The organism is Methylococcus mesophilus (assembly GCF_026247885.1).
In the GTDB taxonomy this organism is placed as follows: domain Bacteria; phylum Pseudomonadota; class Gammaproteobacteria; order Methylococcales; family Methylococcaceae; genus Methylococcus; species Methylococcus mesophilus.
In genome coordinates this window covers 129,705-146,316 of record NZ_CP110921.1, presented here as the reverse complement: position 1 = coordinate 146,316, position 16,612 = coordinate 129,705, and the positions used below count along the sequence as shown (strand labels likewise).

Below are 16,612 nucleotides of genomic sequence, written 5' to 3'. Positions count from 1 at the left end.
GTGAAAACGCTTTGGATGCTATTCGCCGCATTGGCGCTAGCGGCTTGCGGCCCAAAAGAGGACGGCAAAACGACCGCACCCGAGTTCACCGCGAAGGCGCCGGCAATCCGCAAGACCTATGTGTTCGCCATCCATCCGCTGCATAATCCGGTACGTTTGTTCGAGATATATGCCCCACTGGTCGATTATCTCAACCGGAATATTCCAGCCGCCACATTCCGCCTGGAAGCCTCGCGCAATTACGACGAATTCGACAAGAAGCTATACTCGCGGCAATACGATTTCGCTCTACCCAATCCTTACCAGACACTGAATTCGCTGAAATACGGCTATCACGTCATCGCCAAAATGGGCGAAGACTCGAAATTCACCGGCATCATCCTGGTCCGGCGCGACAGCGGCATCGAGAAAGTCACGGACCTCAAAGGCAAAAAGGTCGCCTATCCGGCCCGTACGGCATTGGCCGCGACCCTGATGCCGCAATATTTTCTCCATACCCACGGGGTGGACGTGAATCGCGATATCGAGAACCTGTATGTCGGTTCGCAGGAGTCCTCGATCATGAACGTCTATTTCGGCAAAGTAGCGGCCGGCGCGACCTGGCCGCTACCCTGGGAGATGTTCCAGAAAGAGTACCCCGACCGGGCGCGCGAGCTGGAACTGAAGTGGGAAACCAAGCCGCTCATCAACAACGGCGTGGTCGCCAGGGACGACACCCCCGCGCAGATTGTCCGCGAGGTAGCGCGCCTGCTAGACACCTTGCACACGACGGAGGAAGGCAAAGCCCTATTGGCGCGCATACCGCTCTCCCGCTTCGAATTGGCCGACGACCGGCGTTACCTCGTCGTCGAGGATTTTCTGCGCCGGTTTGGCCGGACCGTGTATCCCTTGGACGAACCGCAGAAATGAAGAGATTTTTCAGCCGGAGATCGTTCAAACGACAGATTATCCTGACCTTCACAGGCGGCTTCTTTTTTCTCGTCGTGCCCTTTGCTGGCCATATGGTGAATACCGAAAGCGCCTACCTGTACCATGAAAGCGAAGACTCAGCCCAAGGGTTGGCGCGATCTCTCGCGGTCAGCTCCCGCTCCTGGGTTCTGGCCTACGATCTGGCGGGACTGCAGGAAGTCGTGCATTCCTTCCAAAGCTATCCCGAGTTGCGTTATGCCATGGTCATCTCCCCTTCGGGTCAGGTGCTCGCCCACAGCGATGCCTCGAAAACGGGGCTGTTCCTTTCCGACGCCACCAGCCTCACTCTCCTCCAAGCGCCACCGACGAGCCGGGTGTTGAGAGACACGAAAACCCTCGTCGATGTCGCCGTGCCCATCGAGATCGACGGACGGCCTATCGGCTGGGCAAGAATCGGCTTAGGCCGGGACAGCATCGCCGCCGATTTGCACAGCATCGTGTCGAGCAGCATCGTCTTCGTGTGCATTGCTTTCGGCCTGTCTCTCCTCGCCGCCTTCCTCATTGCGAGCAGGCTGGGCTACCGTATCGGCGCGTTGGTGCGCGTGGCGGAGGACGTGCAAGCGGGAAATTTCAGCACGCGCGCCGTCATTTCCAACCGGAAAGACGAGCTCAGCAAGCTGGCCGACAGCCTCAACCTGATGCTGGATACGCTGGCGCAAAACGAAAAGGATCTGCACAGCGCATCGCGCTATACCCGCAGCCTGATCGAAGCGTGCCTCGATCCGCTGGTGACCATCAGCCCGGAAGGGAAAATCACCGACGTCAATCGAGCGTCCGAAACAGCCACCGGCCTGAGCCGTACCGAATTGATAGGCACGGATTTTTCAGACTATTTCACCGAACCGGAGCGGGCGCGTGAAGGCTACCGGAGCGTTTTCCTCAATGGACTACTGACCGATTACCCCTTGAGCCTCCGCCACAAGGACGGACACGTCATGGAAGTGCTGTACAACGCCAGCGTCTACCGCGACGACACCGGCACGGTGCAAGGGGTGTTCGCGGCGGCCCGCGACATCACCGAGCGCAAACGGGCGGATGCCACGCGCATGCAGCTTTCGGCAATCGTCGAATCCTCCAACGATGCGATCATCGGCAAGACCCTGGACGGCATCATCACGCACTGGAACAAGGCGGCCGAGAAGATTTACGGGTACACCGCAGCAGAAATCGTCGGCCAATCCATCACGGTGCTTGCGGACCCCGCGCGCCATGCCGAGATTCAAGCGCTACTGGAAAAAATCCGGAACGGCGAAATGGTCGTCAGCCGCGATTCCGAAAGAATCCGCAAGGACGGCAGCCGCATCCACGTCGCGCTCACGCTTTCGCCCATCCGGGACGCTTTCGGCAAGGTCACCGGCATTTCCACCATAGCCCGCGACATCACCGAGCGTAAACGCGCAGAAGACGAACTGACGCGGTATCGGGATCACCTGGAAGAACTGGTCGACCAGCGCACCGCGGACCTGCTGGCGGCCCGCAATGCCGCCGAAGCGGCGAACCGGGCCAAGAGCATCTTCCTGGCCAATATGAGCCACGAGCTGCGCACTCCCTTGAACGCCATCCTCGGATTCTCCGGCTTGATGCGCAAAGACCCCTCCCTGCCCGAAAGCCAGCGGCAGTACCTCGACATCGTCAACCGCAGCGGCGAGCACCTGCTGACCCTGATCAACGACGTGCTGGACATGGCCAAGATCGAAGCCGGACGGGTGCAATTGGAAAATGCACCGTTCGACTTGGGCCTGCTGATGCGCGACACCATGGACATGATGAAGCTGCGGGCACAGGAGAAGGGGCTGCTTTTGCTGACCGAGCAGTCTTCGCAGTTTCCCCGCTACGTCGTCGGCGACGAAGCGCGGTTGCGTCAGGTATTGATCAACCTGGTTGGCAATGCCATCAAGTTCACCTGTCAAGGTGGCGTCACCGTGCGGCTGAGCTCGACGCGCGGCGATGCCCCGCGGCTGCTGATCGAAGTCGAGGACTCGGGGCCTGGCATCACACCCGAGGACCAGCAGCGCATATTCAAGCCCTTCGTACAATTGGACCGGCAGGACGGCGGCAACGAAGGCGCGGGGCTGGGGCTGGCCATCGCCCGCCAATTCGTGCAGTTGATGGGAGGCAGCATTCAACTGGAGAGCACACCGGGCAAAGGCTCGCTGTTCCGGATCGATTTGCCGCTGCATGAAGTCGGGCAGAATGTCCTCCCGCCGTCCGAGGCTGTCGAACAGCGGGATGTCGCGGGGCTCGCGCCCGGACAGCCGGAATACCGCATCCTGATCGTCGAAGACCAGACCGACAACCAGTTGCTTTTGGTCAAGCTGATGGAATCCATTGGTTTTCCGGTCAAAGTGGCGGAGAACGGGCAACGCGGCGTCGAGCTGTTCCAGAGTTGGCAGCCGCATCTCATCTGGATGGATCGCCGCATGCCGGTGATGGACGGCGTGGAAGCGACCCGGCGCATTCGCCGGCTGCCCGGCGGCCAGACCGTCAAGATCGTCGCGGTGACCGCCTCCGCTTTCAAAGAACAGAAGGAAGAGCTGCGCGGCGCCGGCATGGACGGCTTCGTACGCAAACCCTACCGCTCCGGCGAGATTTACGAATGTTTGTCCAAGCAACTGGGGGTGCGATACCGCTACAATGAGGCCCCCGAGCAAAAAGCGGCCGAAACGCTGCTGCCGGAGATGCTGAGCGGATTGCCCGAAGATTTACGCCAGGAATTGCGGAGCGCCCTGAGCAGCTTGGAAAGCGAGCGCATCGACGCCGCCCTCCGCAAGGTGGCGGCGCTCGATCCCCAATTGCACAAGACGCTGTCCCGCTTCGCCGAAAATTTCGACTACCCCGCTATTCTGAAAGCCTTACCACACGATTGACCGGATAAGCATGGCAGACAAAGGCAATATCCTGGCCGTGGACGACACCCCGGCCTCCCTCAAATTGCTGTCGGACATCCTCAAAGCGGAAGGCTACGAGGTGCGCTCCGCCATCAACGGCGAGCTGGCCTTGCATGCCGCCATCGGCAACCCGCCGGAATTGATATTGCTGGACATCCGCATGCCGGAGATGGACGGCTTCGAAGTCTGCCGCAGACTCAAAGCCCACCCCGAAACCCGGACCGTACCCGTGATCTTCGTCAGCGCCTTGTCCGAAACGGACGACAAGGTGCAGGGCTTCGAGCTGGGCGCGGTGGACTTCGTCACCAAGCCTTATCAACGGGAAGAACTGCTGGCCCGGGTGCGCACCCATCTCGAAATCGATCGCCTGCGCAACCATCTGGCGGAGCTGGTCGAAGAGCGCACCCGCGAACTCCGGGAAAGCGAGACCAAGCTCCGGGCGAGCCTGCTGGATTCCATCACGGCGATCGCTGCCACCATCGAGATGCGCGACCCCTACACCGCCGGACACCAGCGGCGCGTGGGCCACCTCGCCAGCGCCATCGCCAGGGAACTGCAAAGGCCGGAAGACGAGGTCGAAGGCCTCTACCTGGCCTGCGCGGTGCACGACATCGGCAAGATTCGCGTCCCGGCCGAAATCCTCAGCAAACCGGGCCAATTGGGCGATCTCGAATACAGCATCATCCAGGAACACCCCCAGACCGGCTACGAAATCCTCAAATCCATCGACTTTCCCTGGCCCATCGCCCGAACCGTCCTGCAGCACCACGAGAGGCTGAATGGAACCGGATACCCGCAAGGACTCCAAGGCGAAGAAATCCTGCTGGAAGCCCGTATACTGGCCGTGGCGGACGTGGTGGAAGCGATGCTCTCGCACCGCCCCTATCGGGCGGCGCTGGGCATCGAGGCGGCGCTGGAAGAAATCGCGCGGCATCGGGATACGCTCTACGACGCCGCGGCAGTCGATGCTTGTCTAAAGCTCTTTCGGGAAAGAGGTTACCGCCTGCCAGCCTGAAGCGGAGCCGCGAACGCTCCGGTGCTTACCGGCGTATGTTTGCCGATCCTACAAAACGATTTCGTCGGCAGGTAGGGCTCCCGCCACTTCCGCCACCATTTCCTCCCTGCTGCGGTCGAGATAAGTTTTCGACTTGGCGACCGCCTGGGTCAGGGCGTCCACCGTCTGCCGCATGTTGTCCAGGGCCTGGAGCTTGTAGCCGGCGACACTGTCCATGGTCTCGTAGATGTTCTGGAATGCGGCCTGGAGCTGCTTCAGATCGACGGCGGTGCCGCCGGCCTGCTCCTGCACCCGGCCGGCCTGCTGCTTGAGCATGGCCGAGGTGGATTCGATCAGATTGCCGGTGGTGGCCCGCAGAGCCCCGACCTGATCCAGCACCAGTTTCTGGTTGGCCAGGGCCTGGGCGACGATGACGGCGGTGCGCAGCGCCGAGACGGTGGTCGTGGTCGCCCGCTCCACCCCCTTGATCAGCTCCAGGTTGTTCTTGCGGATCATGTCCATGGCGAGATAGCCCTGGATGGTCACGGCGAGCTGGGTGAGGATGTCCTGCACCTTCTGGCGCACGTAGAACTGCAATTCCTCGCGGACCACGCGGGCCTTTTCCGGGTCCTGCGCCTCGATCTCGGCCAGCTTCTGTTCCAGCGCGGCGTCGATCTTCTTGCCGACATAGGCGTACTGCTCCAGCTTCTCCATGATCTTCCAGGCCTGGATCTTCTCCTCCTCGATCGCGGCATTGTCTTTGCGCAGTTCGTCCTGGCCGCCGTAGAGGGCCTGGATGATGCCGTTGATGTGGGCCTGGGCCGATTCGTACTGGCGGAAATAGTCGTGGATGCGGCTGCCCATCGGGATCAGCCCCAGCAGCTTGCGCGGCTCCAGCAGATTGCCCTGGCGCGAGGGGTCCAGCTCTTCCACCTTGGCGCGGAGATCCAGCAGAGCGCGGGAAATGTCCGAGCCGCTGTCGAACACCCCGGCGCTCATGGCCCGCATGGGTTTCTCCAGCAGGCGGTTGGAAATGCCGGCGGCCGCCCGGATTTCCTCGTTTCCCAGGGTGTGCGCCCCCGCCAGCCTGGCCTTGAACTCCTCGCTCTGCAGCGGACGGTCGATGACCGTGGCGATGAAATCCTCGATCTTCATATCCAGTTTCGCCAGGGTCTCGGCTTCGAGCCGGACCATGCCGGCCGCTCGCGCCTCGTCGACCGGCTGGACCGGCTGCGGCGGACTGAGGGTTTCGGGGGGCGTCAGCTCGGAATTTGCGCTCATCGGGGCTCCATCGGGGGGAAAATCAGGAGGCGTAACTGTATCACCGGGCCGCACGGACTTGCGAACCGGCGGGGGCTGGGGCCGGTTTTCCACAGGCTATCCACACCTCATCCACTGCTTTGACACAAGATAATGTGCTTGACGCTGTCTAAAAACACCGTCTATAGTGTTTGTACTCGCGACCACAACCCCCGGAGGTCCTATCCATGCTTACCGAAAACGCCGCACGCCCCCTCTCCGATGCCTCGATAGACGCCGCGCCCGCCGAACTCCGCAGCCTGTCTCCGGGCGAAGTCCGAGTCATCCGCCGCAATGGAAAAGTCACGGGCTTCGATGCCGCCAAGATCAGCGTCGCCATCACCAAGGCCTTCCTCGCGGTGGAAGGCGGCAACGCGGCGGCCAGCCGGCGCATTCACGAAAGCGTGGACGAACTGACCGACCAGGTGGTCAAGGCTCTGCTGCGGCGCCTGCCGGGCGGCGGCACCATCCACATCGAGGACATCCAGGACCAGGTGGAACTCGGCCTGATGCGTTCCGGCCACCAGAAAGTGGCCCGCGCCTACGTGCTGTACCGCGAGGAGCGCGCCCGCCTGCGCGCCGAAAAGAGCCGCGAGGAAAAAGCGCAGCCAGACGGCGAGGACGTGGTTTACGTCACGCTGGACGACGGCAGCCGCAAGTCGCTGGACACCGCCCGCCTCCATCGCGTCGTGGAAGAAGCCTGCCGCGGCCTCTCCGACGTCGAACCGCAATGGATCATCGAGGAAACCCGCCGCAACCTGTTCGACGGCGTGCCGGAGAAGGACGTCGCGCCGACCCTGGTGATGACCGCCCGCACCCGCATCGAGCAGGAATCGAACTATTCCTATGTCTCCGCCCGCTTGCTGCTGGACGCGCTGCGCCGGGAAGCCCTGAGCTTCCTCGGCCACGGCCCCGTCTCCGCCACCCAGGACGAGATGAGCCAGCGCTACGGCGAATATTTCAATGACTACGTCAAGCGCGGCGCCGAGCTGGAGTTGCTGTCGCCGGAGCTGACCCGCTTCGATCTGCAGCGGTTAGGGAAGGCGCTCAAGCCGGAGCGCGACCTGCAGTTCAACTATCTGGGTCTCCAGACCCTGTACGACCGCTATTTCATCCACAGCGGCGAGATCCGCTTCGAGCTGCCGCAAGCCTTCTTCATGCGCGTCGCCATGGGGCTGGCCATCCAGGAAGTCGACCGCGAAGAGCGTGCGATCGAGTTCTACGACCTCTTGTCCTCCTTCGACTTCATGTCCTCGACGCCGACGCTGTTCAACGCCGGCACGCTGCGGCCGCAGCTTTCGTCCTGCTACCTGACCACGGTGTCGGACGACCTGGACGGCATCTACAGTGCCATCAAGGACAACGCCCTGCTCTCCAAGTTCGCCGGCGGCCTCGGCAACGACTGGTCCCGGGTGCGCGGCATGGGCGCCCACATCAAGGGCACCAACGGCAAGTCCCAGGGTGTGGTGCCCTTCCTCAAGGTCGCCAACGACACGGCGGTAGCCGTGAATCAGGGTGGCAAGCGCAAGGGCGCGGTCTGCGCTTACCTGGAGACTTGGCACATCGACATCGAGGAATTCCTCGACCTGCGCAAGAACACCGGCGACGACCGCCGCCGCACCCACGACATGAACACGGCCAACTGGGTGCCGGATTTGTTCATGAAGCGGGTGGCGGAAGACAAGGACTGGACCCTGTTCTCGCCGAACGACACCCCCGATCTGCACGACCTGACGGGACTGGCCTTCGAGCAGCGCTACCTGGACTACGAAGCCAAGGCCGAGCGCGGCGAGCTGAAGCTGTACAAGCGCCTGCCCGCCAGCCAGTTGTGGCGCAAGATGCTGTCCATGCTGTTCGAGACCGGCCACCCCTGGCTGGCATTCAAGGACCCGTGCAACCTGCGCTACACCAACCAGCACGCCGGCGTGGTGCATTCGTCCAACCTCTGCACCGAGATCACCCTGCACACCAACGACGGCGAAATCGCCGTGTGCAACCTGGGCTCGGTGAACCTGGCGGCGCACATCACGCCGGACGGCGCGCTGGACACGGCGAAGCTGCAGCGGACCATCGCCACCGGCATGCGCATGCTGGACAACGTGATCGACATCAATTATTACAGCGTGCCGCAGGCGCGCCGCTCCAATCTGCGCCACCGCCCGGTGGGCTTGGGCATCATGGGCTTCCAGGACGCGCTGTACCAGCTGCGGCTGCCCTATGCCTCGCAGGAAGCCGTGGCCTTCGCCGACCTGAGCATGGAAGCGGTGAGCTACTACGCGATCCAGGCATCCAGCGATCTGGCCGAGGAGCGGGGCCGCTACAGCAGCTTCGACGGCTCGCTGTGGAGCCGGGGCATCCTGCCGGTCGACTCCATCGCCCTGCTGGAAGAGGGACGCGGCGGCTATCTGCAGATGGACCGGGGCTGGACGCTGGACTGGGATGCCCTGCGCGAACGGGTGCGCACGGTCGGCATGCGCAACAGCAACACCATGGCGATCGCGCCCACCGCGACCATCTCGAATATCTGCGGCGTCTCGCAGTCCATCGAGCCGACGTACCAGAACCTGTTCGTCAAATCGAACCTGTCGGGCGAGTTCACCGTGGTCAACCCCTATCTGGTCGAGGACCTCAAGGCGCTGGGACTGTGGGATGCGGTCATGATCAACGACCTCAAGTACTACGACGGCAGCGTGCAGAAGATCGAGCGCGTCCCCGAGCCGCTGAAGCAACTCTACTCCACCGCGTTCGAGATCGACGCCCGCTGGCTGATCGAGGCGGGTTCGCGCCGGCAGAAATGGCTGGACCAGGCGCAATCCCTGAACCTGTACCTGGCCGAGCCCTCCGGCAAGAAGCTCGACACGCTCTACAAGCTGGCCTGGGTGCGCGGCCTCAAGACCACGTACTACCTGCGTTCGCTGGGCGCCACCCACGTCGAGAAGAGCACGGCCTTCGACGGCAAGCTCAATGCGGTGAAGACCGACCCGATCGACGACGCGATCCCAGGCCTGCGCCAGGCGGAAGCCGCCCATGCCGACGTCCGGCCGGCCGAACCCAAGGCCTGCCTGATCGACGATCCCACTTGCGAAGCGTGCCAGTAGCCGGAACGCTCATCCTTGTGCATCATGGGCCTGGCGTCCGGCAAGGCCGTCGGGTCCTGGCGGAAGACTCCCTGAAAATAACTGAACTATCGAGAGGTAAGGAGAGGCAAATGAGCGAACTGACCAAACTCATCTACGCATTCGTCGGCATCATGGTCATCGGCTTCGGCATCGTGTATTTCTCCAAGGAAACCGACCAGGACAAGGTCGGGCAGGCGCTGCTGATGTCGGGCAACATGCTGAACACCTACGCGCGGGATTCCTGCACCCAGGCCGGCGAAGCCAAGGCCGGCACCCATCTTTACATGCCGAGCGAGTCGCAGAGCGACGGCAGCAGCTATGTAAACCTGACCTGGAACTACACCAACAACGGCGACCACGTGCTGACCTGCCGCTATGAGCGCGACCGGGGCATCACCGAAATGACGCTCGACGGCGCCCCGGTAGGCAACGTCAGCGTGGACCGGAGTGCCGATGCACCGTCCCGTGCCGCCGGCGCGGCCAACGGCAAGCACGACACGGGCCACTGAGGCTGTCGCCGGGCCTGCAAGCGGAGAAGTGTGTCGATGAATACGACTCGGGATCAATACACCGCGACCGCCAAGTGGCTGCATTGGGTCATGGCCGCACTGATCGTGCTGGCATGGGTGATCGGGCTTTACGTGGCCGACCTGCCCAAAGGCCCGGAGAAGGCTCTCATCATGGGCTGGCACAAGGGCTTCGGCACGGCCGTGCTGGCCCTGTTAACGGCGCGGCTGGCCTGGCGGCTGCTCAATCCGCCGCCACGGCTGCCGAACAGCATGTCGCCCGGCCTGCAGCAGGCGGCGCATTCGGCGCATTGGACCCTGTACGGCCTGATGATCGCCCAGCCAATGAGCGGCTGGGTCATCAGCTCGGGCTACGGCTACCCGGTGAAGCTGATCGGATTGATTACTCTGCCCGCCCTGATCGAAAAGAACGAAGCCCTGGCCGAAACCTTCGTGGAAATCCATCAATTCCTGGGTTGGGCTCTGGCGGCCCTGGTGGTGGGCCATGTCGTCATGGCTATCAAGCATCACCATATCGACCGCGACGGCGTTCTGAAGCGGATGCTGCCCGGCCAACAACCGCGCATCGACTGAGCCGGCTTTTTCCTTGAGCGGCACCGACACAATTTCTTAAAGGGAGCAACAACCATGCTGAATTGGGACGATCCCCTCGCCGGCCTGACGGCCCGGTCGAATCCGCCGTCAAACACCGCCGTCACCCTGGACATCGAAACCTTCGTCGAACCCGCGCCGACGCCGCTTGCCCCCGTCGCCGAAATGCGTCTGGACAGCTTGGCGCCTTCCGTCGCCACGACCGGCGCCACCGGCCTCGAAAACATCGAGATGGGCGCCCGCCGCATCCAGGTGGACGACAAGAAGATCATCAACTGCCGGGCCGACCTCAACCAGCTCGTGCCCTTCAAGTACCACTGGGCCTGGCAGAAATACCTGGATGCCTGCGCCAACCACTGGATGCCGCAGGAAATCAACATGAATGCCGACATCGCCCTGTGGAAGAGCGCCGACGGTTTGACCGAAGACGAGCGCACCATCATCAAGCGCAACCTCGGCTTCTTCTCCACCGCCGATTCGCTGGTGGCGAACAATCTGGTGCTGGCCGTTTACCGCCACATCACCAACCCCGAATGCCGCCAGTACCTGCTGCGCCAGGCCTTCGAGGAAGCCCTGCACACCCACGCCTACCAGTACGTGGTGGAATCGCTGGGGCTGGACGAGGGCGAGGTGTTCAACATGTACCGCGAGTTGCCGGCCGTGGCGCGCAAGGCCGAATGGGCCCTGCCCTTCACCCAGTACCTGTCCGACCCGCACTTCCACACCGGCACGCCGGAGAACGACCAGCGCCTGCTGCGCGAACTGATCGCCTTCTACGTGATCTTCGAAGGCATCTTCTTCTACGTCGGCTTCACCCAAATCCTGTCCATGGGCCGCCGCAACAAGATGACCGGTACCGCCGAGCAGTTCCAATACATCATGCGCGACGAGTCCATGCACATGAACTTCGGCATCGACGTCATCAACCAGATCAAGGTCGAAAACCCGCATCTGTGGTCGGAAAGCTTCAAAGGGGAAATGATCATGATGATCCGCGAAGCGGTCGAAATCGAAACCCAGTACGCCTACGACACCATGCCGCGCGGCATCCTGGGCCTCAACGCACCGATGTTCAAGGAATACCTGGAGTTCATCGCAAACCGCCGCTGCGCCCAGATCGGCCTGCCCGAGCAATATCCCGGCGTGTCGAATCCCTTCCCCTGGATGAGCGAAGTGCTGGACCTCAAGAAGGAGAAAAATTTCTTTGAAACCCGAGTCACCGAGTATCAGACCGGCGGCACCCTGAGCTGGGACTGACGCAGCACAGAGCAACGCGCCCGCCGCGATTTCCGCTGAACGCACGAGACTTTCTCCCCGTCTGGCTCGTGCGGGAAATCCGGCGGCTTTTTTCCCCTGATCAACGGAGCGGGCATGAATGATCGGATGCAGAACTCATACCGCTACGCCACCCTTTGGCGAGGCCTCGGCTGGGCGATGGTCGCCGTGGTCGTCGCTCTATCCCTCGTTCCGCAGTTGCCCAAGGCTCCGTCCCTGCTGGGCTGGGACAAGGCCCAGCATTTCCTCGCGTATGCGGTCCTGACGCTCTGGTTTTCCCTGAGTTATTCCCGCCACTGGCGCTGGCCAGCTTTCTTCATCGCGCTGGGGAGCCTCCTCGAGCTGCTGCAAGGCTTCACCGGCATCAGGACTACCGACCCCTTCGATATACTGGCCAACGGAATCGGCGTTTTCATAGGCTTAAGTCTTACCTTCACTCCGCTCATCAAGAGCCTAAAAGAGCTTGATGATCTGCTTTACCGGTCCTGCCGATCAACCCGTTAGGCAAGTCTCTGGACGTCGCAGGGTCAAGGTGTTGGCTCTCGATAATGCTGGCACCCCAGGCAGGCATAGCAGGGGATGGCGTATGACGGGCGTCTAAACCGGTAGTAAAGCTTCCGATCACGACATTGGTCTTGGTATCGACGGTCGACACGCTGCGTGCGTTATTGTCGGTTACCAGCGGGGCTGGCTTGCTTCACTCTCCCTTCTTCGAGATCGACCACAGCGACGACGGCGCCGAACCAGGAGGTTACCTAAGCCGTGCCGGTCAAGAGCGGCGGTTCTTCCGCGCGGACCGGCAGCGCGGCATGACTCAGGAAAAGGAAAATTCCGATTGCAACGCTCGGAAACGTTAAACGGTTCATGGCAGCACTCCCGCCTGGATCAGCCAGGGCGGGAGGAAAGTGAACAAAAGCCCGGCGAGGCCCGAGGCGCCGATCAGCGGAATAACCCCGATCCTGTAGCGAAACAGCGCCAGCAGCGCACCCAAACCGATCAGGGCGGCAACCCTGTCGAAAAGTCCCGAAGGGCCTTGCGGCCAGAACACGTGCCAGGCAAAGAACGCGGCCAGATTGAGGATGACGCCCACCACAGCGGCGGTGATTGCCGTCAGTGGGGCAGTGAACTTGAGATTGCCGTGGGTGGATTCCACCAGGGGGCCGCCGGCCAAGATGAACAAGAAACTGGGCAGGAAAGTGAAATAGGTCACCACGAAAGCGGCTGTGGCGCCCGCAAGAAAAAGCTGGTCCGAGCCGAACAGCGCCTTGGCCCAGCCGGCGACGAACCCGACGAAGGTCACGACCATGATGAGCGGTCCCGGCGTGGTCTCGCCCAAGGCGAGGCCGTCGATCATCTGAGGGGGAGTCAGCCATTGGTAATGCTCGACCGCGCCCTGGTAGACGTAGGGGAGCACCGCGTAGGCGCCGCCGAAGGTCAGGAGGGCCGCCTTGGTGAAAAACCAGCCCATCTGCGTGAGCGCACCGTCCCAGCCGTAGCGCGCGCCGAGGAAGCCGATCGCAGCGCCCCAGAGGATCAAGCCCGCCAGGACGACTTTGAGTAGTCCCGCCCAGGTGAAGCGGGCATGAGCGGGAACCGGCGTGTCATCGTCAATGAGCGCAGGGCCGTAATTGTCCTTGGCCGGGCCATGGCCGCCACCCAAGGCGAATTTCCGCGGCATGAGTTTTCCGCCAATGGCGCCCAGGACCGCCGCCCCCAGCACGATCAGGGGAAAGGGTGCATCAAAGACGAAGATGGCCACGAACGCCAACGCCGCCGTGCCCCATAACACCCAATTCTTCAAGGCGCGAGAGCCAATGCGGTAAGCCGCGAACACCACGATGGCGGTCACCGCCGGCTTGATGCCGTACAGTACGCCGGCAACGGCAGGTACCTGGCCGAATGCCAGGTAAATCCAGCCCAGCAGGATCAAGATCAGCAGCGAGGGCAGGACGAACAGTCCGCCGGCGATCACGCCGCCCCAGGTGCGGTGCATCAGCCAGCCGATATAGGTCGCCAGTTGCTGGGCTTCCGGCCCCGGCAGCAGCATGCAGTAATTGAGGGCATGCAGGTAACGGCGCTCGGAAATCCAGCGTTTTTTCTCGACCAGGTCGTGGTGCATGATGGCAATCTGCCCTGCGGGACCGCCGAAACTGATGAAGCCGAGCTTGAGCCAGTACCAGAAGGCTTGTCCCAAAGTTGGAACCGGGGGCCGGACGGGTGTCGATTGGGAGATGTTCATGCGCCGTTTTCCGAAAAGGCCTGATGGAAGGAATCGAATACCTCTTGTGCTTCGGCCAGGAGAGCGTCGTCATCCGCCAGCCGCTGATGCATGCCCCGCATGAGTGCTTCCAGCCCTGCCGCTTCCGGAACCGGGATTCCGCCGACATCCAGGTAGCGCACCAGCGCCCCCAGGCGTTGCAGGGCGGCGTCCGTCAAGCCAAAGCTGGCCAGCAGCACTTCGAAGGTGACCTTGGCACCCACATGGGTGAAAGCTGCGCCATCGAAATCGAAGCCCACCGCATCAGGAGGACAATCGGCCGGCGAGGCCAGCCAGAGAAAACGGGCTTCGGGGTCAAGGAAGCGCCGGACCAGCCAGGCGCTGGCGAGGCGGTCAACCCAGGGACGGCGGCGGGTGGCCCAAAGCCGGCCCTGATAATCCTTGAGCTGCAGCCGCTTGATCCGCCGGTGGGCGGCATGGGGCTCATCCGGCGTCAACCGGTCGCTCGCCGCATGCTCCAACTCTTCCAACGCCGCGGCGGCTTGGTCGCGCGCGGCACCGGGGAAGTAATCCAAGGCCGCGACCGTCTCGAATTCCTTGCGCAGCCGTGTCACTTGCCTTCGCAGGCGGGCGGGTTCCGCCGATTCCAGTTCCAGATCGACAGCTTGCCGGACCGCATCGACCAGCTTGCCGTATTCGCTTGAACGGTCGAACAGCGCCTCAAAAGTCTGCTGTTGCTCCTGATTCTCGCCGTCCAGAACCAGTACGTGGGCGCTGCCCCCTCCGGCGACCACCTCTTCGGCCTGCACCCGCAAGGCCTGCCTATGTCCCGGCCGGTTGGGCAAAAGATAGACGCCATCCCGCAATACACCGCACCCGACGGCTTTGAGCGCGCGCCAGACGCGCATGCGGCCGGTGGCGTTATGAGTGGGCAGAGTGAGGATAAGGACCAGCCAAGAGTATTTCATTTATTGTTCTTATATAACGTTTGTGTTGAATATCCTACACGATAAGAGCAGAAGGTAGTCAACAGCGATTTTCTTGTTGCTGTGTCATTGATCTTCGGGTGTTTTAAGGCCTGTGATCGCGGGCTTTGCAGCGCTCATTCAGTTCCACCCGACAAGGAAGTACGAAAACCCGAATCTTGGCTACGGCGGTGCTGGTTACCCCTTGACTGGCGCCTGGGCACGCCCGGGGCGAGGAACAGGAACTGAGCAGGCGGCAGGTGCCCAAGATGCTGGTCTAAGCCTTCGAAAACGCCTATCCCCATGTCAAAGGCGTAGAGTTTGAGAAGGAAACCGTCGAAGGCAAGGTCGCTTATGAAGTGGAGCACGAGGAGAGCGACAGGGAATACGAGCCCCTCTACGACGCTCACGGCTTCCTTCTGCAGAAGGAAGAGGAAATCGACAGCAAGGCGCTGCCTGATCCCGTCATTCAGGCCGTCACAAGCGCATATCCGAAAGGCAAGGTGAAGGAAGCGGAGAAAATAATGAACCCGATGGCACGGTCACCGGGTATGAGGTCGAGCTCAAAGAGAATGGCGAGGAACTCGAACTCGAATTGGACGTCAGTGGCAAAATCCTGAAAACCGAGCGGGACTGAATCCGTCAGGCGTCTCTCACGGTGTTTCCACAAGACCCGCTTCCGATTGCCTGACCCCAGGTGTTCGCCGCGTCGACCAAGCGCTCTCTGAAGCAGCGACCCGTTCAAGGTGCGCTTCGGCCCATCGACGGTAGCTCTCGTTCCGGCGTTGCACCCACAGCGCCATGCCCATATAGCCATAAGGCATCCCCGGTCCCTTCGGCGTAGTCCGCAACTCCGCATAGCTCACGCCGGGCCGAAGATGGTGATCGGCATGGCGGCTGAGCCCGAGGAACATGAACAGGCTGAGGGCCGAATCATTGCGCCATGCGATCGCCCCGCTCTGGCCGGAATCTTCGGTCAGGCCGTAGTGCTGGAAATAATTCACCGATTCCAGGGTCCGTACCGCGCCTCGCGCCTGATGCAGCAGCACCAGTGCTGCCAGCAAGCCGAACAGCGCGGCGTAGAGCGCCAGCCATGCCAGTTCGAACACCAACCCCGCCACCGCCGCCCCCCGCCGGTCCGACCAGGCGATGCGCCATTGCTGGCGAAGCCCGCGCCGATAGAAATCCTCGAAGTTCTCCCCTCTGTGCGCAGTCGAGGGGTCGTCGGCCGTTCCCAGCCGGGCATGATGTCCCTGCTTGTGCGCGACGTAGAAATGGTCGTAGCCGAGCGAGGCGAGCAGCAGCCGTCCCAGCCTTCGTTGCAGACGGGAGCGCCGATGCATCAGCTCATGGGCCGGACAGATGCCCGCGCAGACGAAATCCGCGGAGACCATCGCCCGTATCGCGAACATATCGGCCAGGCTCGCCACGATTTCGGAAAATCCAGTCCAGCCGAGTTGCGACACCAGCCGGCCGAGCAGGATCAGGTTCAGCACCTGCAGTCCGGCCAGCAAATAGAGGATGCCGTCGAAGAAAAGATGCGGCGCATCTTCCTGCACCACGCGGGTTTCCGCCGGACCGAAATACTCGGCCAGCAGCAGGCCGAGCATGGGCAGAGTCCAGAGCAGCGCAGCCGCCGGCCGGTGCGGACCGGTGGCGAGAAACCCGAGCACGGCCAGAGGAAACACCAGGCTGAGTCCGTAGCCGGTCCACCACGGCAGCGGCCAAATGGCCTCCGATCGGGTTTTCGATAGAATGCTCATGGGC

General features: G+C 62.3%; 13 protein-coding genes. 8 read left to right on the top strand and 5 right to left on the bottom strand.

Annotated elements, in window-relative coordinates; all coding sequences use genetic code 11:
- Genes OOT43_RS00755 through OOT43_RS00745 form a run of 3 tightly spaced genes read left to right on the top strand, consistent with a single transcriptional unit; the run spans position 1 to position 4,872 of the window.
- Positions 1-909 (top strand): phosphate/phosphite/phosphonate ABC transporter substrate-binding protein, encoded by a 909-nt coding sequence (locus OOT43_RS00755; RefSeq protein ID WP_266022736.1) that lies wholly within the window; start codon positions 1-3, stop codon positions 907-909.
- A complete protein-coding gene (locus OOT43_RS00750) occupies positions 906-3,836 on the top strand; it encodes a PAS domain S-box protein (RefSeq protein WP_266022735.1) in 2,931 nt (976 codons plus the stop codon). Before OOT43_RS00755 ends, OOT43_RS00750 begins: the two co-directional genes overlap by 4 nt.
- Positions 3,837-3,846: 10 nt before the next feature.
- Positions 3,847-4,872 (top strand): HD domain-containing phosphohydrolase, encoded by a 1,026-nt coding sequence (locus tag OOT43_RS00745; protein ID WP_266022734.1) that lies wholly within the window; start codon positions 3,847-3,849, stop codon positions 4,870-4,872.
- Between the two features lie 48 nt (positions 4,873-4,920).
- Here the strand turns inward: OOT43_RS00745 and OOT43_RS00740 are convergent, their stop codons facing one another.
- Positions 4,921-6,132 (bottom strand): toxic anion resistance protein, encoded by a 1,212-nt coding sequence (locus tag OOT43_RS00740; protein ID WP_266022733.1) that lies wholly within the window; start codon positions 6,130-6,132, stop codon positions 4,921-4,923.
- Positions 6,133-6,338: 206 nt separating this feature from the next.
- Between OOT43_RS00740 and OOT43_RS00735 the strand changes: the two genes are divergently transcribed.
- From OOT43_RS00735 to OOT43_RS00715, 5 genes are all read left to right on the top strand, one after another.
- Positions 6,339-9,248 (top strand): ribonucleoside-diphosphate reductase subunit alpha, encoded by a 2,910-nt coding sequence (locus tag OOT43_RS00735; protein ID WP_266022732.1) that lies wholly within the window; start codon positions 6,339-6,341, stop codon positions 9,246-9,248.
- Between the two features lie 110 nt (positions 9,249-9,358).
- Positions 9,359-9,778: a hypothetical protein gene (locus OOT43_RS00730; RefSeq protein ID WP_266022731.1), complete on the top strand. Its 420-nt coding sequence runs from the start codon at positions 9,359-9,361 to the stop codon at positions 9,776-9,778.
- Between the two features lie 36 nt (positions 9,779-9,814).
- Positions 9,815-10,369 carry a cytochrome b gene (locus OOT43_RS00725; RefSeq protein WP_266022730.1) on the top strand — a complete coding sequence of 185 codons (555 nt, stop codon included), beginning with the start codon at positions 9,815-9,817 and terminating at the stop codon, positions 10,367-10,369.
- A 54-nt stretch (positions 10,370-10,423) separates the two neighbouring features.
- Positions 10,424-11,644, top strand: coding sequence for a ribonucleotide-diphosphate reductase subunit beta (locus OOT43_RS00720; RefSeq protein ID WP_266022729.1), 1,221 nt, complete (start codon positions 10,424-10,426; stop codon positions 11,642-11,644).
- Between the two features lie 114 nt (positions 11,645-11,758).
- On the top strand, positions 11,759-12,166 hold the full coding sequence (locus tag OOT43_RS00715) for a VanZ family protein (protein ID WP_266022728.1): 408 nt from the start codon (positions 11,759-11,761) through the stop codon (positions 12,164-12,166).
- Between the two features lie 358 nt (positions 12,167-12,524).
- Here the strand turns inward: OOT43_RS00715 and chrA are convergent, their stop codons facing one another.
- The 4 genes from chrA to OOT43_RS00695 form a co-directional block, all read right to left on the bottom strand.
- Entirely contained in the window at positions 12,525-13,901 is a 1,377-nt protein-coding gene (gene chrA / locus OOT43_RS00710) for a chromate efflux transporter (protein ID WP_266022727.1), read from the bottom strand.
- Positions 13,898-14,848: a chromate resistance protein ChrB domain-containing protein gene (locus tag OOT43_RS00705; RefSeq protein ID WP_266022726.1), complete on the bottom strand. Its 951-nt coding sequence runs from the start codon at positions 14,846-14,848 to the stop codon at positions 13,898-13,900. The genes chrA and OOT43_RS00705 overlap by 4 nt, the downstream gene beginning before the upstream one ends.
- A 466-nt stretch (positions 14,849-15,314) precedes the next feature.
- Positions 15,315-15,515 carry a hypothetical protein gene (locus OOT43_RS00700; RefSeq protein WP_266022725.1) on the bottom strand — a complete coding sequence of 67 codons (201 nt, stop codon included), beginning with the start codon at positions 15,513-15,515 and terminating at the stop codon, positions 15,315-15,317.
- Positions 15,499-16,608, bottom strand: a complete 1,110-nt coding sequence (locus OOT43_RS00695) for a fatty acid desaturase (protein WP_266022724.1) — start codon at positions 16,606-16,608, stop codon at positions 15,499-15,501. The genes OOT43_RS00700 and OOT43_RS00695 overlap by 17 nt, the downstream gene beginning before the upstream one ends.
- Positions 16,609-16,612 lie beyond the last annotated feature (4 nt).